This is a genomic window from Cupriavidus pampae (assembly GCF_914271485.1).
Taxonomy (GTDB): Bacteria; Pseudomonadota; Gammaproteobacteria; order Burkholderiales; family Burkholderiaceae; genus Cupriavidus; species Cupriavidus pampae.
Window position 1 is genome coordinate 151,808 of sequence record NZ_CAJZAG010000009.1, and the last position, 23,243, is coordinate 175,050.

Below are 23,243 nucleotides of genomic sequence, written 5' to 3' on the forward strand. Positions count from 1 at the left end.
TGGATGCCGATTGAACGGGCGTGGCGGGTATGTGCCACGGGCCTGTGTTTCTCCGGGTTCGGTCTGGGTGGACTCGTACTGCGGATGCTCGTATTTCCCACGCTCGCACTGCTGCCCTGGCGTGCCGAACAGCGCGCTCGCATCTGCAAGGATGTCGTGCATCACGCGTTCCGGCTGTTCGTCTGGCTGATGTGCGCGTCCGGCGTCATTCGCTACGAAGTGCGCCACGCCGAGCGGCTGCGGCGCAAGGGCCTGCTGATCGTGGCGAACCATCCGTCGCTGGTCGACGTGATACTCATCATCTCCCTGACCCGCCGGGCAGACTGCGTGGTCAAGGCCACGCTGGCGCGCAACCCGTTCACGCGGGGTCCGGTCCGCGCCACCGGCTATGTGTTGAACGACTCCGGCATGGCCATGATGCAGGGCTGCATCGATTCGCTGCGCGCGGGCAACAACCTCGTGATCTTTCCCGAGGGCACGCGCACGCCGGCCAACGGACAGATCAAACTCCAGCGCGGCGCCGCGAATATCGCGGTGCGCGGTGGCTTTGCGCTGACGCCGGTGGTGATCCGCTGCGAAACGCCTTTCCTGCAGAAGGGCGACAAGTGGTATCGCGTACCGCTGCGCCGGCCCCGTTTCGTGATCGATGTGCAGGAAGATCTCGATCCGCTTCAGTTTGTCAGTGCCGGTGCCGATGATGCGATGGCAGTGCGCGCCGTCACGCACGGACTGACAGAATATTTTTCCCGGGAGGTGCGCCATGCAGGCGCTTGAGCAAGAAATCAAGGAACTGATCGTGACATCGCTGGCGCTCGAAGAGGTGGCGCCGGCGGACATCGACACCGATGCCCCGCTGTTTATCGAAGGGCTCGGACTCGATTCGATCGATGCGCTGGAACTGGGACTGGCCCTGCAGAAGCGGTTTGGCGTGACGATGAGCGGCGACAAGGAAGAGGTTCGCGCGCGCTTTGCCAGCGTGGCAGCGCTGGCATCCTTTGTGGCGGCACAACGCGCCGCGGGCGGCGCCGGTAGCGACTCGGTTAGCGACATTCGGGCGGCCTGACCCCGTCCGGCACCATCGATATTATTCAGCTGGCAGGCATGGCCATGACTCACGACGAAATCTTCGCGCGGATCTCCGCTGTTTTGCAGGACTCCTTCGAGATCGACGCAGACCGTATCCGACCCGATGCGCGCCTGTATGAGGACCTCGACATCGACAGCATCGACGCAGTGGACCTGCTGGTGAAGCTGAAGCCGATGCTCGACAAGCCCCTGAAGCCCGAGCAGTTCAAGTCCGTGCGCACCATCCAGGACGTGGTGGAAGCGCTGGCGCTGCTGATCGACTCCGATTCCTCCGCGACGGCCTGATGTCGTGGCGCAAGTTCGGCCTGGTGGCGCTGACGCTGTGCTACCCGGTGGTCGTCTATGTGGGACTGCAGTACTGGCCACCGCGCATCGTGGCCCTGTTTCTGATCGCCCTGCTGGTGCTGCGACTGGCTGCCGGCAAGCAGGCGGGTGCGCGCGCGATGGCGCTGGTCGCCGCAGCCGTGGCGGCCGTGGTGATGGCATCGGGCGATGCGATGCCCCTCAAGCTCTATCCCGTCTTTATCAATGCGCTGATGCTGGGGCTATTCGGCTGGAGCCTGCGCTATCCGCCGACCGTGGTCGAACGCATCGCGCGCATGCGCGAGCCCGATCTGCCTCCCGCCGGCGTGGCCTATACCCGCAAGGTCACGATCGCATGGTGCGTGTTCTTCTGCTGCAACGGCGCCGTGGCGCTGGGCACGGCACTATTTGCCGATGACGCGACGTGGGCCCTCTATAACGGTGCGATCGCCTACGTGCTGATCGGTACGATGTTCGCCGCCGAATGGCTGGTGCGCCGACGTGTGATGGCAGGACATCGCCATGTCTGAGCGAAACGCCGACTGGTATGGCGTGCGCGGCGCGATGGCCGGACTCGCGCGCCGGGCAGCCCACGACGATGCGGAGGCAAGCGCCCTGCTCGCCCGCGCCGCGGCATGGCGCACGGCGTTTGCGGCGGCGCCGGGCCAACGTTGGGCGATCTATGTCGAATCGCCGCGCGAGTTTGCCGCGGCACTGTTTGGCGCCTGGCATGCCGGCAAGCATGTCGTATTGCCCGGCGATCTGCGCACCGATACGCTGGACGCGCTACGCGCGCATACCGACGGCTGGGCCGGAGAGATGACCGGCGGCCTTGTACCGGCCGCCACCGCGCCGGACCCCGACGCGCCGTGGCCGCAGTTGCCCGCCAATGCGCGCATTACCTTGTTTACCTCGGGCTCCACCGGTGCGCCGACGGCGATCGACAAGCGTCTGTCGCAACTCGATGCCGAGACCGCGACGTTGCAGGCGGCATTCGGCGCCCGTGTGGCCGCCGATGTAGTCGCCAATACGCGGTTGCTCACGACGGTCTCGCATCAGCATATCTACGGCCTGCTGTTCTGCGTGTTGTGGCCGCTCGCCGCCGGCCGCTCATTGCCAGCCGGCCGGCTCGCCTTCAATGAAGAACTCGTGTCCGGTTGCGCGGGGCTGCCTGCCGCGTCGGCCGTGCTGATCACGAGCCCCGCGCATCTGCGTCGCCTGCCGGAAGGGCTGGACTGGACCGCAGTGCGTCAGGCACTGAGCGCGGTATTCTCGTCGGGCGGCCCGCTGCCGCCCGCGGCTGCCGACGACGCGCTGCGTCAGCTCGGGCAGTCGCCGATCGAAGTCTTTGGTAGTTCGGAAACCGGCGGCATTGCCTGGCGTCAGCGCGCGTCCGATGGCGAGCGCTGGACACCGCTGCCGGGCGTGACGTGGCGCATCGAGGACCGCTTTCTCGCGGTGCGCTCGCCGCATCTGCCCGATGACGACTGGTATGTGTGCGCCGATCTGGCCCACGCGGATGCGCAGCATGGATTCGTGCTGCAGGGACGCGCCGATCGCGTTGCCAAGATCGAAGAGAAGCGCGTCTCGCTGACCGCGATCGAACAGGCGCTAACGGCATTGCCGTGGGTACTCGAGGCACGGGTGCTGCTGGTGGATCTGGATATCGGTACGCGCGTCGCCGCGGCGCTTGTACTGTCCGAAGCGGGCAACGCGCGGCTTGCCGAAAGCGGGCGCGCTGCGTTTGTCGCGGCGCTCAAGGCGTCGTTGACGGGTAGCGTCGATCCGCTCGCACTGCCGCGCCGCTGGCATCTGGCGCAGGACGCCTTGCCCGTCAACGCGCAGGGCAAGACCACCGAGGCGGCATTGCGCGACCTGTTCCGCCAGACCGTGCCGCGCGCGGTATGGATCGAACGCGGTGAAGGTGGTGAAAAACACAGCGCCGCCGCGATGCTCGATATTCACGAGCATCTCGCCATCTTCGACGGTCATTTTCCCGGTACGCCGATCGTGCCCGGTGTGGCTCAGATCGACTGGGTCATGACGCTGGCACCGCAAGCGCTCCCGATACCGCCGCGCGCGGCGTTCCTGCGTCTGGATGTGCTGAAGTTCCAGGGCATCATCCGCCCGGGCATGCAGGTGCGCATGGATCTCGAATGGCTCGTGGAGAAGCACGCGCTGTCGTTCCGACTGACTTCCGCGGCAGGCCCGCATGCCAGTGGCCGCATTGCGTTTCGGAGCGAGGCATGACTGATATGGCCGAGACCTTCCGCCCCGTGGTGCTGGTGCCGGTGTTCGACCACGAACGCGCCATCGGCGCCATGGTCGACGCCATCCTGAAGCATCCGTTCCCTTGCCTGCTGGTCGATGACGGCAGCAGCGCCACGTGCGCACAGGTGCTGCGCGACCTCGCCGCGCGCGCCGATGGCCGCGTGACACTGCTGCGCCTGCCGCACAACCAGGGCAAGGGTGGCGCCGTGATGGCGGGTTTCGATGCCGCCTGGCAGGCGGGCTACACGCATGCCCTGCAGATCGATGCGGACGGCCAGCACGACGCCGGCTGTATTCCCGCGTTTCTCGAGATGGCACGGCGCAGTCCGGCCGCGATCATCTGCGGCGTGCCGCAATACGATGCTTCGGTGCCGCGCGCGCGGCTGATCGGACGCTATCTGACGCATGTCTGGGTGTGGGTGCATACGCTGTCCTTCGCGATTCGCGATTCGATGTGCGGGCTGCGGGTATATCCGCTTGCTGCGGTGGTCCCGGTCACGCGTGCCACACATATCGGCCGGCGCATGGAGTTCGACACCGAGGTGCTGGTCCATCTGGTCTGGCGTGGTGTGCCGGTACTGAACCTGCCGACGCCGGTCACGTATCCAAGCGACGGTGTGTCGCACTTCCACATGTGGCGCGACAACGTGCGCATCTCGTGGATGCACACACGCCTGTTCTTCGGCATGCTCAGACGACTGCCGACGCTGCTCGGCCGTCGCCTGGCCTGATGTCGACCGCGCAGAAGATCAACGCCATGCGTGCATCCGCTACCCACCCCGCGCCACGCCACTGGAGCCGCATTGGCGAGTCCACGTGCGCCTGGGGCATCTGGTGCCTGTACGCGATACATCGCCTGCTGGGCCGCGCGGCGTTCCGCGTGGTGCTATGGCCCGTGGTCGCCTATTACTGGCTGGCACGCCCCGCGGCACGGCACGCTTCGCTCGATTACCTGCGTCGTCTGCATCGGGCTACGGACAGCACGGGCCATGCGCCCGGCGCAAGGCATACGCTGCGGCATCTCTACGCGTTTGCCGAGACGCTGCTCGACAAGTTGCTGGCCCTCAGCGGCCACTATGCGTTCGACAACGTCACGCGCGAAGGTGTCGACGCGCTGCATCGCCAGCTCGATAGCGGTCGCGGCGGCATTATCGTCACGGCCCATATGGGCTGCCTCGAACTGTGCCGCGTGCTGGCTCATCAGCGCGCGGGGCTGCGCCTGACCGTACTCGTCCACACCGCGCATGCCGAGCGATTCAACCGGCTGATGTCGCGGCTCGATCCGGACGCCGCGCTGCAGCTCTATCAGATCGACGATATTTCCCCCGCCACCGCGCAGGAGCTGGCCGATCGCATCAATGCCGGCGAGTTCGTCGCGATTGCCGGCGATCGGGTGCCGGTGCATGGTGGCCGCACGGTCAGCGTGCCGTTTCTCGGCGCGCCGGCACGTTTCCCGGTGGGACCGTATGTACTGGCCGCGCTGCTGGACTGCCCGCTGTTCGCGATGGGCTGCATTCGTCAGCGCAACGGCCATCTGCTGCGCTTTACCGAACTCGCGCGCGAGGTGAAGCTGCCGCGCGCGCAACGCAACGAAGCGTTGACCGCGTACGCGGGCGCCTTTGCCGCATGGCTCGAAGGCCTGCTGCCGCAATCGCCCTACGACTGGTTCAACTTTTACGACTTCTGGGCCGATCCGGACGCCAACGCTGCAATGACTCGCCATGTCCCAGACGCTTAGCCACGAAATCACCCTGACCCCAGCCTTCCACGACCTCGATCCCATGAACGTGGTGTGGCACGGCAACTACGCGCGCTACGTCGAGCTCGCACGCACCGCGCTGCTGCAAAAGTACGACTACGACTATCCGGCCATGCGCGATTCGGGCTATGCGTGGCCGGTGGTCGACCTGCGCCTGCGCTATGTGCGGCCGGTGGTCTACGGTCAGACCGTGAGCGTGCGCGCCACCATCGTCGAGTGGGAGCATCGGCTCAAGATCGACTATCTGCTGCGCGATGCCACGACCGGCGAGCGGTTGACCAAGGGGTATTCGGTACAGGTGGCCGTGGATATGCAGACGGGCGAGATGTGCTACGAATGCCCGCCGGTGTTGTGGGAACGGCTGGGAGTCAAACCATGACGCGCCGGTCATTCCTGCTGTCCTCGGTTTCCCTCATCGCGCTTGTCGGCATCGGCGCATCGCGCCTTGCGCTGGCGGCGGACAAGAGGGCGGAAAAGCGGACGGACAAAGGTTCGGACAAAGGTTCGGACACGCTGCACGAGATTGCCGCGCGCCTCTCCGACGCGCCCGTCATCCGTGGCCGCTTCGAGCAGCGACGCCAACTGGCCGGCTTTGCCACGCCACTGATCTCGCGCGGCGAATTTCTGCTGGCGCGAGAGCACGGCCTGGCGTGGACGACCAGGGAGCCCGTTGCTTCGAGCCTCGTGGTCACGCCCACGCAACTGGTGGTGCGCGGCGCCGATGGTCAGGTACAGCAACGCATGGGCGCCGACGGCCAGCCCGCAATGCGCATCCTCGGCGAGTCGATGGTGGCGCTGCTGCGCGGCGACTTCTCGTCGCTGCTGCCCCGTTTTTCGGTGGATGCGCGCATGACCGGCAAGGACGGCTGGGCGCTGACGTTGACGCCCACCGACGCCGGCATCCGGCGTGCCTTTGCGCGTATCGATCTGTCGGGCGATCGTTTTGTCCGCAGTATCCGCATGGATGAGGCCGGCGGCGATGTCACGCAGATCCGCTTGATCGACCCGTCGACGTCGCCGCAGTTGTCCGCGGCGGAGGCGCAGCGTTTTGAGTAAGCCGGACCGCCTGTCCCCGCTCGCGCGCGTGCTGGCCATGATCTGGCTGGTGCTCGTGCTGCTGCTCGCCTGGCATCAGGCGGGCTTCTGGCGTGGCAATCGTATCGACACCGACATCATGGCGCTGCTGCCATCGAGCGAACGGACCGCCACGGCCGACCGCGTGCTGCGCCAGCTGGCCGAGGATGTCTCGCGCGAGGTGATGGTGCTGGTCGGTGCGCCGGACTGGCAGGCGGCAAGTACCGCGGCGGATGGAATACAGGCGGTGACGGCCCGGCATCCCGAGTTGCTGAAGCCCGTGGACAAGATCGGCGCGTTCGACTTCGATGCGGCACTGGCGTTCTATCGTCCGTGGCGCGGCAGCATGCTGACCGATGCGCAACGCGCGCAACTGACCCACGCCGACCCCGCCGCGCTCGCGCAACAGGCGCTGGCACGCCTCTATCAAATCTCCTCCGGCTCGGCACTCACCGGCTGGAGCACCGATCCGCTCGGCCTCTGGCAGGACTGGTGGCTCGCGCGCGCGGACGTGACGCGCGTGCGCGAACGCGATGGCCTGGCGTCGTTCTCCGCCGACGGCATGCAGTGGATCCTGCTGACGTATCACATCGGCAAGCCGGCCTTCTCGGTCAGCGGCGATACCGACTACAGCGATCTGCTTACCGCGGCCGAGGCCAGCGCGCGTCGCGCCAATGACAAGGTGCGCGTGGTATCGGCAGGCATTCCGCTCCATGCCGAAGCCGCCGCCGCGCGCGCGAGTGTCGAGATCAATGTGATCGGCCTTGGCTCGCTCGCTGCCGTGTTGCTGCTCGTGTGGCTGGCGTTTCGTTCGCTGCGCCCGATCGTGCTGGTGGCACTGTCGCTGGCCATCGGCACCGCGGCGGCGATCTCCGTCACCGCAGTCGTCTTCGATCGCGTGCACCTGATCACGCTCGTGTTCGGCGCCAGTCTGGTGGGCGTGGCCGAGGACTATGGCATCCACTATTTCGTGACCCGGCAGGCGGACAGCACACGCTCGCCGGCGCATACCATGCGTTTTCTGTTGCCCGGCATGGCGCTGGCATTGTCTACCAGCGTGGTGGCGTATCTGGCGTTGGGCGTGGCACCGTTCCCCGGCCTGCGGCAGATGGCACTGTTCTCCGCGGTGGGACTCGCCGCCGCCTTCCTCACCGTGGTGCTGTGGTTTCCGTTGCTCGACCGCGGCAGCCTGCGTCCGACCCGCATGTCGGCATGGCTGGCACGTGGCCTCGCGCGCTGGCCGCGCGCGCGTCTCGATCGGCCATCGGTGCTGGTCGCGGCGGGGCTGGCCGTGTTTATCGTCGGTGGCTTGCTGCAGGTGCGCGTGGTCGACGATGTGCGCCAGTTGCAGAACTCACCCGCGCCGCTCGTGGAAGCGCAACGCACGGCCGGTCGTTTGCTCGGTAGCCCGAGCCCGACGCAGTTCCTGCTGGTGCGCGGCGACACCCCCGATCAGGTCCTCGCGCGCGAGGAAACGGCCAAGGCCGCGTTGAAGGGATTGATCGCGCAAGGCCGGCTCGATGGCGTGATCGCGCTCTCCGAATGGGTGCCGTCCGCCGCGCGGCAGCGCGCGGATGCGACGCTGACCGCGGGGCTCGAAGATCAGGTGCGCGAGCGGGTGGCCAAGGCCCTGCATGCGACGCGCGCGCCGGTGCCAGTCGGCAACGCCAGCACCGACCACGTCCTGACGTTGTCGACCTGGCTGGCGCAGCCGGTGTCCGCGGCACTGCGGCACCTCTGGCTTGGCCGTGAAGGCGGCCAGTCGGGCCCTTATGCCAGTGTCGTGCTACTGCGTGGCCTCGCCGATCCCGCTGCCGCGCGCGCGGTGCATGCCGCGGTCGCATCGTCCCCGGGCGTCGAATGGGTCGATCGTGTGGAGGATCTCACCGGCCTCCTCCACCACTATCGCGTGCTTATGAGCTGGCTGTTGCTCGCGGGCGCGGTCGCTGTGGCCGCGTTGTTGGCGTGGCGCTATGGCGTCGCATCGTGGCGTGCCCTGGTGCCGACGCTGCTGGCGGGCCTGTGCAGCGTGGCGCTGCTCGGCTGGCTGCATGTGCCGGTGCAACTGTTCCCCGTGCTGGCACTGGCGTTGCTGCTGGGCGTGGGCGTCGACTATGGCATCTTCCTGCTCGAGCATCCCGGCGATGGGGTGTCGTGGAGTGCGATCGTGCTGGGCGCCGCCAGTACCTTGCTTGCGTTTGGCCTGCTGGCGTTGTCCTCCACGCCTGCGCTGCACGCGTTCGGCATCACGATGCTGGCTGGTGTCGGCGCGGTGTGGGTGCTGTCACCGTGGTTTCGTCCATGATGCGCCGCACGCTTTCCGCTCTCGTCATCGCCACAGTCCTCATCGCGGGATGTGCTGCCCCCGCAAAGCGGTCAGAGATGCCCACCACCGCGCACGATACGGTGCTTCTGCGCCTGCCGCCCGCGTCGCTACAGCGAACGCTATCGCTACAGCAATCGATTGAAGTCGACTATGGTGTGGGTGGACGCCGCGAGCATCGCGAACTGCAGGTGCTGCTGGAGGCCGATGCCGCGCATACGCGCCTTGCCGCCATCGGCGGTGGGCAGGTGCTGGCCCGTCTGGACTGGGACGGCAACGATCTGAAGATCACGCGTGCGCCGTGGGCGCCCGATGTGGTGCAACCCGAGCGCATCCTCAGCGATCTGCAGTTGTCGCTGTGGCCGGCCGAGGCGATTCGCCAGGCCTTGCCGCAGGGCTGGCGTCTTGACGATGCGCCCACCAAAAGGCGCCTGCGTCAGGGCGACGAGGTTGTCATGGAAATCCGTTATCCCGACCCTGCTACCACTTTGATCGAGCAACGCCGCGACGGTTATCGCCTGACCATTCGTACGTTGCCCGCTGCCACTACCGGAGCTGGCGACCAATGACCGCATTCCTCAATACCGTTGGCATGACGTGCGCGCTGGGACGCGGGCACGACGCCGTGCGCGCCGCACTGTGGGAAGCCGGTGCCCCCAACGCCGGCGAGGTCACGGACCACTACAGCCCCGGGCGCGACCTTCTGCTCGGCACGGTGCGTGACCTGCCCGAAGACCCCGCGCTCTCGGCAACGCTTCCCGCGCCGCATCGGAGTCGCAATAACCTCGTGCTGCTGGACGCCCTCGCGCAGATTCGCGCCGACGTGGACGCCGCGATCGCCCGTGTGGGTCCCGCGCGCGTGGCGGTGATCATCGGCACCAGTACCTCCGGTATCCACGAGGGCGAACTCGCGATCCGGCATCTGTCGCGCGATGGCGCCCTGCCTCCTTCCTATCACTACGGCCAGCAGGAGCTCGGATCACCGGCACTGTTGCTCGCGCAGGTGCTTGGCACGCGCGGCCCGGCTTATGCCATCTCTACCGCCTGCTCGTCGGGTGCGAAGGCGATGGCAGCGGGTGCCCGGCTTCTGCGCCATGGCCTGGCCGATGTGGTGCTGGCCGGCGGCGTCGATACGTTGTGCGCATTCACCGTGGCGGGCTTCTCGTCGCTCGCGTCAGTCAGCGTCGCGCGCTGCAATCCGCTCTCGGCGAATCGCAATGGCATCAATCTCGGAGAAGGTGCGGCGCTGTTTCTGATGTCGCGCGAAGAAGGCCCGGTGCGCCTTGCCGGCTGGGGGGAATCGACGGATGCCCACCATATGTCCGCGCCCGATCCACGCGGCGAAGGGGCGCGGCTTGCGATGCAGCAGGCCATCGCCACCGCGGGCATCGATGCGCGTGCGCTCGATTACGTGAATCTGCACGGCACCGCCACGCCCGCCAACGACGTTATGGAAGCGCACGCGGTGGCGGACCTGCTCGGCACCGACGTGCCGGTGAGCTCGACCAAACCGCTGACCGGCCACACGCTGGCCGCGGCAGGCGCGATCGAGGCGGCATTGATGTGGCTGACGCTCGCGGACAATCCACAAGGACAATTGCCACCGCACTGGTGGGATGGCGTGGCCGATCCCGCGCTGCCCTCGTTGCATATCGCGGGCCCCGGCAGCGCGCTCGGCCGCGCGCCGAAACTGGTGCTGAGCAACTCGTTCGCATTCGGCGGCAGCAACTGCGCGCTGGTGTTGGGGGCCGCATGACCATGACCTTCGATACGCTGCCGCCGGTGGCGGAAGTCGTACCGCATGGCGGCGCCATGCTGCTGCTGGACGCGTTGGTGCACGCCGATGACGACCATTGCGTCGCCCGCGCGACCGTGCGCGCCACCCAGCTGTTTGTCGACGCGGCGGGCATGCCGGCCTGGGTTGGCATCGAGTACATGGCGCAGACCATCGCGGCATGGGCGGGCGTGCGCAACCGCCGTGACGGTCAGCCACCCGCGGTTGGCTTCCTGCTCGGCTCGCGGCGCTATGAATGCGACCTGTCGCATTTCCCGCTCGACGCGGCTTTGATAATCAGTGTGCGCCCCGAGATGATCGGCGACAACGGGCTCGGCCAGTTCGCCTGCCGCATCGAACTGGACGGCCGCGAAGTGGCGCGCGCCAACGTTTCCGTTTTTCAGCCTGCGGATGCGCAGGTCTATCTGCAAGGACAAGAGGTATGAGCAATCCCACGGTTCTGGTCACGGGATCGTCGCGCGGTATCGGCCGCGCCATCGCCTTGCGCCTGGCGCGCGAAGGCTACGACATGGCGATTCATTGCCGCTCGCGCCGCGACGAAGCCGAGTCGGTGGCCGATGCGGCGCGTGCCTGCGGCCGCCGCGCGCGCGTGTTGTGCTTCGATGTGTCCAAACGCGAGGAAGCGGCCCGCGCGCTGGCAGCCGATATCGAGGCGCATGGCGCCTACTACGGCGTGGTGTGCAATGCCGGCATCGCGCGCGATGCCGCATTCCCCGCGATGACCGGCGAGGAATGGGACGAGGTGGTCCACACCAACCTCGATGCATTCTATAACGTGCTCAATCCCGTGGTCATGCCGATGGTCCAGCGTCGCCAACCGGGCCGCATCGTCACGCTGTCATCGGTGTCCGGGCTCGTCGGCAATCGTGGCCAGACCAATTACAGCGCGGCCAAGGCCGGCATCATCGGTGCCACCAAGGCGCTGGCCATCGAACTGGCCAAGCGCGACATCACCGTGAACTGCGTCGCACCGGGACTGATCGACACCGACATGGTCGAGGCCCACGTGCGCGAGGAAGCGTTGCGGATGATTCCCGCGCGGCGTCTGGGCACGCCCGACGAAGTCGCCGCCACCGTGGCGTTTCTGCTGTCGCGCGACGCGGGCTACATCACGCGTCAGGTGATCTCGGTCAACGGGGGGATGTTCGGATGAAGCGCGTCGTCGTAACAGGTGCCGGCGCCATCTCCGCGCTGGGCAATGACTGGGCTACGGTACGCGCGTCGCTGGCGGCGGGCCGCAATACCGTCGTGCATATGGCCGAGTGGGATGACATCAAAGGCTTGAACACCCGCCTTGGCGCACCGGTGCCACCGCTGGTGCTGCCGCCGCACTTCACGCGCAAGGTCATGCGCGGCATGGGCAAGGTGGCGCTGATGTCCGTGCTGGCCAGCGAGGTGGCGTTGCAGGATGCCGGGCTTACCGGCGATCCGCTGGTATCGGGTGGCAAGCTTGGCATCGCATACGGATCCTCGGCGGGCTCGCCCGAGGCCGTGGCGGATTTCGGTCGCATGCGTAGCGAGCGCACCACCGAGGACATCAGCGCGACCACGTATATCCGCATGATGCCGCACACCACGGCGGTCAATATCGGTGTGTTCTTCGGCATTACGGGCCGCATCGTGACGACGTCGAGCGCCTGCACTTCCGGCAGTCAGGGCATTGGTTATGCGTACGAAGCCATTCGCAGTGGCCGCCAGGTGGCGATGCTCGCGGGTGGCGCCGAAGAACTCGATGCTACCGAGGCGGCCGTGTTCGATACGCTGTTCGCGACCAGCACCCGCAACGATGCCCCGCAGACCACGCCGCGCCCGTTCGACAGCGAGCGTGATGGCCTCGTGCTTGGCGAGGGCGCGGGTACGCTGATACTGGAAGAACTCGAGCATGCGCGTGCGCGTGGCGCGCGCATCCTCGCGGAGATTGTCGGCTTTGGCACCAACAGCGATGGCGCTCACGTGACGCAGCCCAAGGCCGAGACCATGGCCGTGGCCATGCGGCTGGCGCTCGAGGATGCCGCGCTCGCACCCGAGCAGATTGGCTATATCAATGCGCACGGCACCGCCACCGATCACGGCGATATCGCCGAGTCCCATGCCACGCATGCGGTGTTCGGCGATAGCGTGCCGATCAGCTCGCTCAAGAGCTATATCGGCCATACGCTCGGCGCTTGCGGTGCGCTCGAGGCGTGGATGACCATCGAGATGATGCGCGATCGATGGTTCGCGCCCAACCTCAACCTGAGCACGCCGGACCCGCGTTGCGCGGCGCTCGACTACATCGTGGATGCGCCACGAGAGCTGGACGTGGACTACATGATGAGCAACAACTTCGCGTTCGGCGGCATCAACACCTCGCTGATCTTCCGGCGCTGGCACGACGGTGAGCCTGCATGAACACTGCCGGCGCGCGCGCGTGGATACGCCATGGTTGGGTGACGGAGGTCGCCGCGCTGGCGGCGCCCTGCGCCACGTGGATGTCCGATAGCGAGCGCGCACGGCTGGACGCGCTGCCGCTGCCCGCGCGCCGCGCGCAGTTCGTCGCCGGACGCTGGCTGGCGCGCGCGCTATTGGCAGAGGCCATGGGCGGGCAGTGGCATGACTGGAGCCTGAGCGCGGAAGCGGATGCGCCGCCGGTGGTGTCGGGTCCGGTACCGGCCGCGCTGTCGATCTCGCACAGCACCGATCGGGTGGCCTGTGCGGTGGGCACGGTGGCGTTGGGTCTCGATATCGAAGCCTGCCGGCCGCGCAAGGGACTCGATGCGTTGATCGCCGCCGTCACGACGGATGACGAGCGTCGTACCCTCGCCTCGCATCTCGATACGGACGCGCTGACGTGCTTTACGCATGCGTGGACGCTCAAGGAAGCCAGTATCAAGCGCGATGGTGGTGGCCTGTTCCAGACCATGCTGGGCGGCAGCGTGCGGATTGAAGCAGCAACGTCGATGCACGACGCCAACGCCTGCACGTGGCAGCTCGACGATCATGTGCTCGCCCTTTGCATCGACGCGCCCGATGCGCTCTCTCTCAATGGGTTACCGCTGCCACGCTACTGGAAGCTGGTGCCTGCAACGCTTTCCTGCTGACGTATGTCTGATATTCATCGCCCTGCCCCCCACCCGGCCCCCGCCACGCCACTCATGCCGGTCATTTTCGACGGCACGCCGCTGACGATAGAAGCCGTGGTCGCGCTGGCGCGACGCGATGCAACCGCGGTGCTGTCCGACGCGCCCGCGTTTCAGGCGCGCATCACGCGCGGCATGGCCTTCCTCGATCAGTTGCTCGAGGAGGACGGACGCATCTATGGTGTGACCACCGGCTATGGCGACTCATGCGAGATCACGGTGCCGGTGGAGCGCGCATGGGAATTGCCGGTCCATCTGTATACGTTCCACGGCGTGGGACTCGGGCGGTTGCTCGATGCCGATGAAACGCGCGCGGTGCTGGCCGCGCGGCTGGCGTCGCTCTGTCAGGGCTACTCCGCCGTCAGCCCGGCCCTGCTCGCGCAGCTGACCGCTTTCCTCGAGCACGATGTGCTGCCTTGCATTCCGGCCGAAGGGTCGGTCGGCGCCAGCGGCGATCTGACGCCGTTGTCCTATGTGGCCGCCGCGCTGTGTGGCGAGCGCGATGTGGTCTATGGCGGGCGACGTCAGCCAGCCGCCGAGGCGCTCGCCGCAATCGGACGCGCGCCGCTACGGCTGCGCCCGAAAGAAGCACTGGCCATCATGAACGGCACCGCCGTGATGACCGGACTCGCATGCCTGGCCTGGACGCGCGCGGCCAATCTTGCGCGCCTGGCGGCAACGCTGACGGCGGGTGCTGTAGCGGCGGTCGATGGCAACCCGTATCACTATGACGAAGCGCTGTTCCGCGCCAAGCCGCATCCGGGGCAACTGCGCGCCGCCGAGCGGATTCGTCAGCTGCTCGGCGATTCGCGCGCACCGCGACATGCGAGCCGCCTGCAGGATCGCTACTCGCTGCGCTGCGCGCCGCATGTGATTGGCGTACTGGAAGACGCGCTCGACTGGTCGCGCGGCTGGATCGAAACCGAACTCAACAGTGCCAACGACAACCCACTGGTCGATCCGGACGAGAGCCGCCTGCTGCATGGCGGGCATTTCTACGGCGGCCATATCGCGCTGGCCATGGATGCATTGAAGACCGCGGTGGCAAGCGTGGCGGACCTGCTGGACCGTCAGCTCGCGACGCTGGTCGATACGCGCTACAACAACGGGCTGCCGGCCAATCTGTCAGGTGCGACGGGTAGCGAAGCGCCATTGAATCATGGCCTGAAGGCGTTGCAGATCGGCGCCTCGGCATGGACCGCCGAAGCGCTGAAGCAAACCATGCCGGCTACCGCGTTCTCGCGCTCGACGGAATGCCACAACCAGGACAAGGTGAGCATGGGGACGATCGCCAGCCGCGATTGCCTGCGTGTGCTGGAACTGTCGGAACAGGTGGCGGTGGCGATGCTGGTGGCGGTGCGTCAGGGCATTGCCTTGCGCCAGCGCACGGGTCACGTCGTGCCCCAGCCGTTGCAACCGTTCTTCGCCCGGCTCGAGGACGCCATGCCGCTGCTGACGCGCGATCGCGCGCTCGAGCCCGAACTGCGCACGCTGCTGGCGCAGGTGCGTGAGGGTCAGTGGTAGCGATCAGGGCACGTTAGAAAGCCGGCAGGATCGCGCCCTTGAACTGCTTGTCGAGGAAGTCCTTCACTTCCTGCGACTGGTACGCGGCCACCAGCGGCTTGACCCACGGCTTGTCCTTGTCCTGCGCGCGCACGGCAATCAGGTTGGCGTACGGGCCGCGCAGGTCTTCGATCGCGATCGCGTCACGGGTCGGCGACAGGTTGGCCTTCACCGCGTAGTCGGTATTGATCGACGCGGCCGCGAGATCGCCGAGCGAACGCGGCAGGATCGCGGAGTCGAGCTCGACGAACTTGAGCTTCTTCGGATTCGTGGCGATATCCAGCGGCGTGGCGTTCTTGCCCGCTGCGGTCTTGAGCGTGATGAGGCCCTTGGCCTGCAGCAGACGCAGCGCGCGATTGCCATTCGACGGATCGTTCTGGATACCGATCTTGGCGCCTTCCGGCAGATCATTGAGCGACTTGTACCTGGTCGAGTAGAACCCCATCGGCGCCACATAGGTCAGGCCGACGTTGACGATCTTGTAGCGACGCGCCTCGATCTGGCTGTCGAGGAACGGCTGATGCTGGAAGCCATTGGCATCGAGGTCGCCCGCGTCGAGCGCGGCGTTCGGCTGCGCGTAGTCGTTGAATTCGACGATGCGGATGTCCAACCCGTTGCGCTTGGCCACCGTGCGCACGACCTCCCAGATCTGGGCGTCCGGCCCGCTCATCGTGCCGAGACGGATGACCTGATCGGCGGCGAATGCCTGGGCGGTGGTCAGCGCCGCCAGCGCGGTAACAGCGGTGGCGGTGAACAGTTGGAACAACTTACGGCGATGCATGATGGCTCCTGTAGGGCATGTTAGTCCGTGGCCTTCGCGCGGGTGGCGCGAGGCGTCACGGATGGTAAGGACACAGCCGCCAACAGGGAATGAATAAGATCGGCTATCGATATGCGCCAGCCATCGGAAGGACTGTCTAATCCACCGCAGCGGTACGCGCGTCGCGTCGCAGTGCCTGCGGTGACAGGCCGAAGCTGCGCTGAAAGGCCTCGCGCAGGTGACGCCGATCGCGGAAGCCCGTCTCGCGGGCGATGACTTCGAGCGAATGCCGGCCGCGCTCCACCAGATTGCGCGCGGTCTCCAGGCGGATACGTTCGATCGCCTTCGACGGCGACTCGCCGGTCTCCGACTGGAACACACGCTGGAACTGCCGGGTACTCAGATGCGCGGCATGCGCGAGGTCCGCGATGCGCAGCGGGCTGGACAGGTTCTGCCGCACGAACTCGAGCGCGGTCTGCACCTTGTCCGATCTCGGCGCGAGCTTCAGCATTTCCGTGTGTTGCGATTGCCCGCCTGTCCGGCGGTGATGCATCACCAGAACATGGGCGACGCGACTGGCGACCTCGGGCCCCAGGTCCTTCTCGACCATGCCGAGCGCGAGGTCCATCGCGGCGGTCAGGCCAGCAGAGGTCCAGATCGAACCATCGACGATATAGATCCGATCGGCATCCACCTTAGCGAGCGGACAGCGCTGCTTGAGCGCATCGGCGAATGCCCAGTGAGTGGTGACGCGACGGTTATCGAGCAATCCTGCGTCGCCAAGCGCGAATGCGCCTGTGCACAGGCCAACGACGCGACGCGCTCGTGCCGACGCATCATGAATAAAGGCAACTTCGTCCGCGTTGGTGGACCGGCCAGTGGGATCGACCACGCCGCTGATCATCCACGTGTCGGCGTCGTCCACGCTGGCTGGCAGCGACGACACGGACGCGCCCACCGACGAGCGCACTTCGCCGCCCACGATCGAATAGTTGGTGACCTGATAGATCTGTTCGCGCGCGACCACATTGGCAAACTCGAACACTGTCTGCGTGCCCAGGGCCATGACCTGAAAGCCCTGCGTAAGCAAATAACCAATCCGATGCATCGTCCTTCACCGCGCGCTTCATGTCCGAGAAGCGGATTATAAATGTCGCTTTGAATCTCTGCTTTTCATCGATCATGAAACCTCGACATGCCCACAAGGCGTGCAGCGTCAGTTTTCTTGTTGAGGTAGTTACCGATGACAGATCCGATCGATCTTGCCCCTTTTTCCCTTCGCGCGAGGCACCACGAATGAGCAACCGAACTACCTATCGCGCCGCTGTCGTGATCGCCCCCGGCAAACTGAAGATCGTCGAGCGCCCGCTGCCGGAGCCTGCGGATGGACAGGTACGCATTCGTGTGGAAGCCTGTGGTGTCTGCCACTCCGACAGTGCCACGGTCGAGCAGCCGGTACCTGCTGGCGCGCCGCAGCGCGTGCCGGGGCACGAGGTCGTGGGCCGCATCGAGGCCGTCGGCCACGGTGTGGAGGGCTGGCAAATCGGGCAGCGCGTGGGTGTGGGCTTTCTGGCTGGCGAGGATCGCACGTGTCCATCATGCCGTCAGGGCGATATCGTGAACTGCCAGAACCCGGTCATCACCGGCATGACCACCGACGGCGGTTACGCCGAGGTCATGCTGGCAGAAGCGCGCGGGCTGGTGCGTGTGCCGGAGGACTTCGACGCCGCGGAAGCAGCGCCGCTGCTGTGCGCGGGATTGACGACGTTCAACGCGCTACGCAATGCCGGAGCGCGTGCCGGCGATCTCGTGGCGGTGCAGGGTCTTGGCGGCCTCGGTCATCTGGCGGTGCAGTTCGCCAACCGGATGGGCTTTCGTACCGCCGCCATCGCACGCGGTAGCGACAAGGCCGACTTTGCACGGCAACTGGGTGCGCATCACTACATCGATGCCGACGCTGGCAGCGTGGCGCAGGCGCTGCAAGACCTCGGCGGGGCCAAGGTGGTGCTCGGCACCGCGCCGAGCGGCAAAGGCATGTCGGAAGCAGTGCGCGGTCTGGGCGCGCGCGGCAAGCTCGTGGTGATTGCGGTCCCCGGCGATCCGATTTCGTTTCAGGCCACCGACCTCGTGTTCGGCGCACGCTCGGTGACGGGCACACTGACCGGCACCGTGTACGACAACGAGCAGACCCTTGCATTTGCGCGCCTGCAGGACGTACGGCCACTGGTCGAGACATTCGCACTCGAGGAAGCGCAAACCGCATACGACCGCATGATGCGCGCGGACGTGCGCTTTCGCGCCGTACTCGTGATGAACCCGGTCCAATCCTGACGGCATGCCTCGCGCGGGCTCGTAACGAGGCCCGCCAATGCCGTGCGCCAGCGTTCCGCGCACGCACGGCCACTGAAAGTCCATATGTCGGTTAGTGCCGAAGACCTTGTCGCAGAAATTTTCTCGCCCTCGCCCACGTCCATCGCGGAACTTGGCCTGTCGCTCGTGCATGACACCACCGCCCCCTTGACGTCACTCTCGTTGCTGGCCGCAGCCGGCCAGCGCTGGCTCGATGGCAACCCGCCGGCGATTGGCGAGGCCAAGCAATGCCTTGCCGAGATCGCCGCGCACACACGCGCGCTCGGCGAACTGATGCGCACGCTGGCCCGTCTGGCCATGTCGCCTGTACCGCCAACGCAGTTCGATCTGGGCGCGCTACTGGCAGACGTTGTAGGCGAACTGAAGTCGGCACCTGGTCAAGCCTGCGCCCCGCTCTGGCTGGACCTGCCCGACGACCCCATAGAGATCCGCGGCAATGCCTGGCAGTTGCGGCAGGTGTTGTTGCACGGCATGCGCCAGATCGTGCCCAACCTGTTCAGGCAGGACGCCGGCGACGCCGTGCATATCCGGCTTGCCGCCACGGACATGCACGCGATCATCGAGGTTCGCACCGTCGCCCGACGGGGCATCCGCCAGTACGCGGCATCGGCGAAAACCTCGCCCGGTGCGCTCGATATCGCCGTGCTGGACACGGTGATGCGCATCCATGGCGCATCCCTGTGCCGCGGCGAGCCGGGCACCGATCAGGCGCTGCTGACATTTACGTGGAATCGCGGCGCCACCGACGTGGCCGCATCCGTCGCTGCCACCTCGTCCGACCTTGCTCACAATGCACCATCCTCCGGAGGACATCCATGAAAGCCATTGTCTATACACAAGCTGGCCTGCCGATCGGTGATCCGCAGTCGTTGCATGAGATCGACGTGCCTGTGCCGCAGCCTGGGCTGCGCGACCTGCTCGTCAGAATCGACGCCATTGCGGTGAACCCGGTCGACAGCAAGCTGCGGCTGGGCGTGGCGCCCACCGGACCGCGCATTCTCGGTTGGGATGCGGTGGGTATCGTGGAAGCCGTAGGAGCGAACGTGGAATTCTTCCAGGTCGGCGATCCGGTCTGGTATGCAGGCGATATCACGCGCCCTGGCTGCTATGCCGAGTATGGCGTGGTCGACGAGCGCATCGCCGGCCGGCCTCCGAAGTCCTTGCCCGCTGCGAGCGCGGCCGCCCTGCCGCTGACGGCGATCACGGCCTGGGAGTTGCTGTTCGATCGTCTGAGAGTGCCCGAGCACGGCGGACAGGGACAGAGCCTGCTCATCATTGGCGCGGCCGGCGGCGTTGGCTCGATTCTCGTGCAGCTGGCCCGCAAGCTGACGGGACTCACCGTCATCGGCACGGCGTCCCGCGCCGATACGCAGGCGTGGGTGCAATCGCTTGGCGCGCATCACGTCATCGACCATGGCAAGCCGTTGAAGGCACAGCTGACTGAAGCCGGTCTCAATCAAGTGGATCATGTCATCAGCCTGAACCATACCGAGACCTACTTCGAGCAGATCGTCGACCTGCTCAAGCCGCAGGGCCAGCTCGCGTTGATCGATGATCCGGCCCGCCTCGACGCGATGCCATTGAAGCGCAAGTCGATCTCGTTGCACTGGGAGTTCATGTTCACCCGGTCGATGTACCAGGCCAGCGACATGCGCGCCCAGCACGATCTGCTCGATCGCGTGGCCGCGCTGGTCGACGAAGGGATTCTGGTATCGACATCGCGCCAGAATCTGGGGGCGATCAGCGCGGAGAACCTGCGGCACGCGCACGCACTGATCGAAAGCAACAAGACGCTTGGCAAGATCGTGCTGGAAGGCTTCCGGCACTAATCCACGTGGATATTCGCCTGCTTCACGATCTCGCCGTACATGCGCAGATCGGCCTCCACCTGCTTGCGGAACTCGGCGGGCGTATTGCCGGAGGGCACGATGCCCAGCGTGGCCAGACGTTCGCGCGTCTCGGGTTCGCTGACCACGGCATTGAGCGCTTTCTGTAGCTTGTCGATGATCGGGGCGGGAGTCCTGGCCGGCGCGAACAGCCCCGTCCATGAGTTGACCTCGATATTGGCGAGACCGGACTCGTTCATCGTCGGCACGTCCGGCACCGACGGTACGCGCGCGGCCGACGAGACCGCGATGCCCGTGGCCTTGCCGTTTTTGACGAACTGATGCGCACCGGCCACGGCCGTATAGAGCACCGGAAGATTGCCGCCGACGAGGTCGCCCATCGCCTGCCCGCCGCCCTTGTACGGCACGTGCGTCATCTTGATGCCGGTCTTCGCCTTGAGCAGTTCGCCCGCGAGGTGCGGCGTGCTGCCGGTGCCCGCGCTGCCATACGACAGGCCGTCGGGTAGCGTCTTGGAATAGGCGACCAGATCGCGCAGGTTCTTCGCGGGCACGTTCGGGTTGGCGACAAGGATCAGCGCCGCGTCACCGATCTTGCTGATCGGCGCGAAATCCTTGAGCGTGTCGAACGGTACCTTCGCATAGACATGCGGATTGATCACCATGGTGCCGTCGAAGCCGAGCAGCAGCGTGTAGCCATCGGGCTCCGACTGCGCCACCTGCTGCGTGCCGATGTTGCCCGACGCGCCCGGCTTGTTCTCGACCACGACCGACTGGCCGAGGCGTTGCCCCATCCGGTCCGCCACCGCGCGCGCGCTCGTGTCGGCGACCCCACCTGGCGCGAACGGTACGATCAGCCGGATCGGCCGCGTGGGATAGCTCTGCGCGTGCGCGGGCACGCTCGTCGCGAAAGCGGCCGCGAGTGTCGTCAATGCCGCCATTGCCATCATCATCTGACGTCGTTGCATCATGTCTCCCCTTTATTGTTGTAGGCGTACCTTATTCCGGCTGAATGCCGCCGCGCTGGGCCACTGCCGCCCACTTGCGCGTTTCCGCCGTCAGAAACTGGCCGAACTGCGCCGGCGGCGTGAGCACCACGCTCGCGCCCTGATCCTGCATCTGCTTGGCCACCGCCGGGTCCGACGTCACACGGCGCAGATCCGCGTTGATCTGGCTGACGACCTGCGGCGAGAGGCCGGCCGGCCCGAACAGGCCATACCAGTTCAGCGATTCCACGCCGCCAAGCCCGGCTTCCTTGAACGTCATCGCATCGGGGAAGATCGACATGCGCTCGTCCGCCGCCACACCGATCACGCGCAGATTGCCGCCCACCACGTGCGGCATCGCGGTCAGCACGCTGGTAAAGCCCATATCGAGATGGCCACCAATGACGTCGACCATGATCTGGGAGCCACCCTTGTACGGCACCGACACGGTCTGCAACTGACCGATCTGGCGGAACAGCTCGCCGGTCAGGCGCGTCTGCCCTTCCGAATAGCCAACGCCGAGCGGTTGCTTGCGCGCTGCCTGCACGAGGTCTGACAGCGTCTTGTACGGACTCTTCTTCGACACCACGAGCACCATCGGCGAGATGGCCAGCCGCGTAATCGGCGTGAAGGCGGCGTTGGTGTCGTACGGCATGCTCTTCATCAGCACGGGATTGATCGCGTGCGAGCCCACCACCATCATCAGCGTGTAGCCATCGGCGGAGGACTTGGCGACGTGGCTGGTGCCGATCACGCCGTTGGCGCCGGGCCGGTTTTCCACGACCACCGACTGCCCCCATAGCTCGGACAGCTTCTGCGCGACCAGGCGACTGACGATATCGGTGCCGCCACCGGGGGCGTACGGCACGATCAGCGTCACCGGTTTGTCCGGCCATTTGCCGGGCGCGGCGTGTGCAGGCAAGGCGCCGCCGAGCAACGCCAGCGACAATACGAAAAGGGCAATACGAATCCAACTGCGATGCAGCATGTCTGTCTCCGACGTTTTGTATTTGTGTTGGGGTGATTCAGGTACCGCTGGGGTTCAGGTTGCGCGTTATGCCGCCTCCCGCTTGCGTTCCGCTTCCTTCGCGTAGTGTCGGCGCAGCCAGGCAATCGACCTGCCGCCGAGCTGACGTCCGAGTACCGATTCGGCAAACGCCACCGCGTCGAGCAGGCCGGCGAGATCGATGCCGGTGGCAAAGCCGCTGCGCTCGGCCATCAGCACCAGATCCTCGGTAGCAAGATTGCCGGCCGCGCCCGGCGCAAACGGGCAGCCGCCGATGCCGCCGACGCTCGCATCGAAATGCCGCACGCCCGCTTCCAGTGCGGCCCATGCGTTCGCGGCGCCGAGGCCGCGCGTATCGTGGAAATGCACGGCCAGCAGATCCGCGCCCAGCAGCGCCACCAGTTCGTGCATCCGTGTCTTGACCTCGCCGGGTGCCGCGGCACCAATGGTGTCGGCAATCACGATCCGGTCGGCACCGGCATCACGCATACGCGCGGACAGCCGCAGCACGGGCTCGAGCGGCACCTTGCCCTCGAACGGACATTCGAACGCCACGGCCACATACGCGCGCGTGCGTAGCCCCAGGCGACGCGCCTCGAGCAACGTGCGTTCGCTGACGGCGGTGGCCTCGTCGAGGTCCATATTGATATTGCGTTCGTTCATCGTGCGCGTGGCGGACAGCACCACGGCAATCTCCCGCGCGCCCGCTGCATGCGCGCGCTCGAGCCCCTTGAGGTTGGGCACCAGCGCCGAGGTCTGCAACGTGGGCAGCGCCGCGTTCACGCGCTGCACGAGATCGGCCGCGTCGGCCATTTGCGGCACGGCCTTGGGCGAAACAAAGCTGGTGACCTCGACGCTCGGCACACCGGCCGTGGCGAGGCGACGCACGAGCTCGAGCTTGTCGTCGGTGGAAACGTTGACGGCCTGATTCTGCAGACCATCTCGTGGCGAAACATCGGTAATGACGATGCGATCCATGTCGTC

25 protein-coding genes are annotated in these 23,243 nt (G+C 66.3%); 20 read left to right on the forward strand and 5 right to left on the reverse strand.

All coding sequences use genetic code 11. The features are described from left to right. The first annotated feature begins 3 nt into the window (after positions 1–3). From LDO41_RS22885 to LDO41_RS22965, 17 genes are all read left to right on the forward strand, one after another. Positions 4–774: a lysophospholipid acyltransferase family protein gene (locus tag LDO41_RS22885; RefSeq protein WP_377742550.1), complete on the forward strand. Its 771-nt coding sequence runs from the start codon at positions 4–6 to the stop codon at positions 772–774. Further along, positions 761–1,063, forward strand: coding sequence for a phosphopantetheine-binding protein (locus LDO41_RS22890; protein WP_223992359.1), 303 nt, complete (start codon positions 761–763; stop codon positions 1,061–1,063). Before LDO41_RS22885 ends, LDO41_RS22890 begins: the two co-directional genes overlap by 14 nt. A gap of 44 nt (positions 1,064–1,107) precedes the next feature. Continuing rightward, positions 1,108–1,371 carry an acyl carrier protein gene (locus LDO41_RS22895; protein WP_223992360.1) on the forward strand — a complete coding sequence of 88 codons (264 nt, stop codon included), beginning with the start codon at positions 1,108–1,110 and terminating at the stop codon, positions 1,369–1,371. Beyond that, positions 1,371–1,919 (forward strand): COG4648 family protein, encoded by a 549-nt coding sequence (locus LDO41_RS22900; protein WP_223992361.1) that lies wholly within the window; start codon positions 1,371–1,373, stop codon positions 1,917–1,919. Before LDO41_RS22895 ends, LDO41_RS22900 begins: the two co-directional genes overlap by 1 nt. Then, complete coding sequence (locus tag LDO41_RS22905; protein ID WP_223992362.1) at positions 1,912–3,639, forward strand: AMP-binding protein; 1,728 nt, start codon at positions 1,912–1,914, stop codon at positions 3,637–3,639. The genes LDO41_RS22900 and LDO41_RS22905 overlap by 8 nt, the downstream gene beginning before the upstream one ends. A gap of 5 nt (positions 3,640–3,644) precedes the next feature. Next, on the forward strand, positions 3,645–4,391 hold the full coding sequence (locus LDO41_RS22910; RefSeq protein WP_223992811.1) for a glycosyltransferase family 2 protein: 747 nt from the start codon (positions 3,645–3,647) through the stop codon (positions 4,389–4,391). Positions 4,392–4,417: 26 nt separating this feature from the next. Next, entirely contained in the window at positions 4,418–5,398 is a 981-nt protein-coding gene (locus LDO41_RS22915; RefSeq protein WP_223992365.1) for an LpxL/LpxP family acyltransferase, read from the forward strand. Beyond that, the gene (locus LDO41_RS22920) at positions 5,382–5,798 is read left to right on the forward strand and encodes an acyl-CoA thioesterase (RefSeq protein WP_223992367.1); all 417 of its coding nucleotides are present in this window, start codon (positions 5,382–5,384) and stop codon (positions 5,796–5,798) included. Before LDO41_RS22915 ends, LDO41_RS22920 begins: the two co-directional genes overlap by 17 nt. Then, positions 5,795–6,475 carry an outer membrane lipoprotein carrier protein LolA gene (locus tag LDO41_RS22925; RefSeq protein ID WP_223992368.1) on the forward strand — a complete coding sequence of 227 codons (681 nt, stop codon included), beginning with the start codon at positions 5,795–5,797 and terminating at the stop codon, positions 6,473–6,475. The genes LDO41_RS22920 and LDO41_RS22925 overlap by 4 nt, the downstream gene beginning before the upstream one ends. Next, positions 6,468–8,798, forward strand: a complete 2,331-nt coding sequence (locus LDO41_RS22930) for an MMPL family transporter (protein WP_223992377.1) — start codon at positions 6,468–6,470, stop codon at positions 8,796–8,798. The genes LDO41_RS22925 and LDO41_RS22930 overlap by 8 nt, the downstream gene beginning before the upstream one ends. A 77-nt stretch (positions 8,799–8,875) precedes the next feature. Next, positions 8,876–9,385, forward strand: coding sequence for a DUF3261 domain-containing protein (locus LDO41_RS22935; protein WP_223992384.1), 510 nt, complete (start codon positions 8,876–8,878; stop codon positions 9,383–9,385). Further along, positions 9,382–10,572: a beta-ketoacyl-ACP synthase gene (locus LDO41_RS22940; protein ID WP_223992385.1), complete on the forward strand. Its 1,191-nt coding sequence runs from the start codon at positions 9,382–9,384 to the stop codon at positions 10,570–10,572. The genes LDO41_RS22935 and LDO41_RS22940 overlap by 4 nt, the downstream gene beginning before the upstream one ends. Continuing rightward, positions 10,569–11,036, forward strand: a complete 468-nt coding sequence (locus tag LDO41_RS22945; RefSeq protein WP_318036299.1) for a hotdog family protein — start codon at positions 10,569–10,571, stop codon at positions 11,034–11,036. Before LDO41_RS22940 ends, LDO41_RS22945 begins: the two co-directional genes overlap by 4 nt. Next, a complete protein-coding gene (fabG, locus tag LDO41_RS22950; protein WP_223992386.1) occupies positions 11,033–11,764 on the forward strand; it encodes a 3-oxoacyl-ACP reductase FabG in 732 nt (243 codons plus the stop codon). Before LDO41_RS22945 ends, fabG begins: the two co-directional genes overlap by 4 nt. Continuing rightward, positions 11,761–13,002, forward strand: a complete 1,242-nt coding sequence (locus LDO41_RS22955) for a beta-ketoacyl-ACP synthase (RefSeq protein WP_223992387.1) — start codon at positions 11,761–11,763, stop codon at positions 13,000–13,002. Before fabG ends, LDO41_RS22955 begins: the two co-directional genes overlap by 4 nt. Further along, entirely contained in the window at positions 12,999–13,691 is a 693-nt protein-coding gene (locus tag LDO41_RS22960) for a 4'-phosphopantetheinyl transferase family protein (RefSeq protein WP_223992388.1), read from the forward strand. Before LDO41_RS22955 ends, LDO41_RS22960 begins: the two co-directional genes overlap by 4 nt. 54 nt (positions 13,692–13,745) lie before the next feature. Next, positions 13,746–15,254: an HAL/PAL/TAL family ammonia-lyase gene (locus LDO41_RS22965; protein WP_223992389.1), complete on the forward strand. Its 1,509-nt coding sequence runs from the start codon at positions 13,746–13,748 to the stop codon at positions 15,252–15,254. 13 nt (positions 15,255–15,267) lie between these two features. Here LDO41_RS22965 and LDO41_RS22970 read toward each other — a convergent pair whose 3' ends face one another. Both LDO41_RS22970 and LDO41_RS22975 read right to left on the reverse strand, forming a co-directional pair. After that, complete coding sequence (locus LDO41_RS22970) at positions 15,268–16,074, reverse strand: MetQ/NlpA family ABC transporter substrate-binding protein (RefSeq protein WP_223992390.1); 807 nt, start codon at positions 16,072–16,074, stop codon at positions 15,268–15,270. Between the two features lie 136 nt (positions 16,075–16,210). After that, positions 16,211–17,161 carry a GlxA family transcriptional regulator gene (locus LDO41_RS22975; protein ID WP_223992392.1) on the reverse strand — a complete coding sequence of 317 codons (951 nt, stop codon included), beginning with the start codon at positions 17,159–17,161 and terminating at the stop codon, positions 16,211–16,213. 188 nt (positions 17,162–17,349) lie between these two features. On the opposite strand from LDO41_RS22975, the gene LDO41_RS22980 reads away from it, so the two are divergent. The 3 genes from LDO41_RS22980 to LDO41_RS22990 all read left to right on the forward strand — a co-directional run bounded on the left by LDO41_RS22980 (position 17,350) and on the right by LDO41_RS22990 (position 20,252). Next, positions 17,350–18,384: an alcohol dehydrogenase gene (locus LDO41_RS22980; RefSeq protein WP_223992394.1), complete on the forward strand. Its 1,035-nt coding sequence runs from the start codon at positions 17,350–17,352 to the stop codon at positions 18,382–18,384. 84 nt (positions 18,385–18,468) lie between these two features. Next, positions 18,469–19,242 (forward strand): hypothetical protein, encoded by a 774-nt coding sequence (locus LDO41_RS22985; protein WP_223992395.1) that lies wholly within the window; start codon positions 18,469–18,471, stop codon positions 19,240–19,242. After that, entirely contained in the window at positions 19,239–20,252 is a 1,014-nt protein-coding gene (locus LDO41_RS22990) for a zinc-binding alcohol dehydrogenase family protein (protein ID WP_223992398.1), read from the forward strand. The genes LDO41_RS22985 and LDO41_RS22990 overlap by 4 nt, the downstream gene beginning before the upstream one ends. Here LDO41_RS22990 and LDO41_RS22995 read toward each other — a convergent pair. From LDO41_RS22995 to LDO41_RS23005, 3 genes are all read right to left on the reverse strand, one after another. After that, positions 20,249–21,235, reverse strand: a complete 987-nt coding sequence (locus LDO41_RS22995) for a Bug family tripartite tricarboxylate transporter substrate binding protein (protein ID WP_223992815.1) — start codon at positions 21,233–21,235, stop codon at positions 20,249–20,251. The two genes, LDO41_RS22990 and LDO41_RS22995, sit on opposite strands and share 4 nt — an antisense overlap. A 31-nt stretch (positions 21,236–21,266) precedes the next feature. Continuing rightward, positions 21,267–22,241 (reverse strand): tripartite tricarboxylate transporter substrate binding protein, encoded by a 975-nt coding sequence (locus LDO41_RS23000; protein WP_223992400.1) that lies wholly within the window; start codon positions 22,239–22,241, stop codon positions 21,267–21,269. A 66-nt stretch (positions 22,242–22,307) separates the two neighbouring features. Next, positions 22,308–23,237: a hydroxymethylglutaryl-CoA lyase gene (locus tag LDO41_RS23005; protein ID WP_223992402.1), complete on the reverse strand. Its 930-nt coding sequence runs from the start codon at positions 23,235–23,237 to the stop codon at positions 22,308–22,310. Between the last annotated feature and the right edge of the window lie 6 nt (positions 23,238–23,243).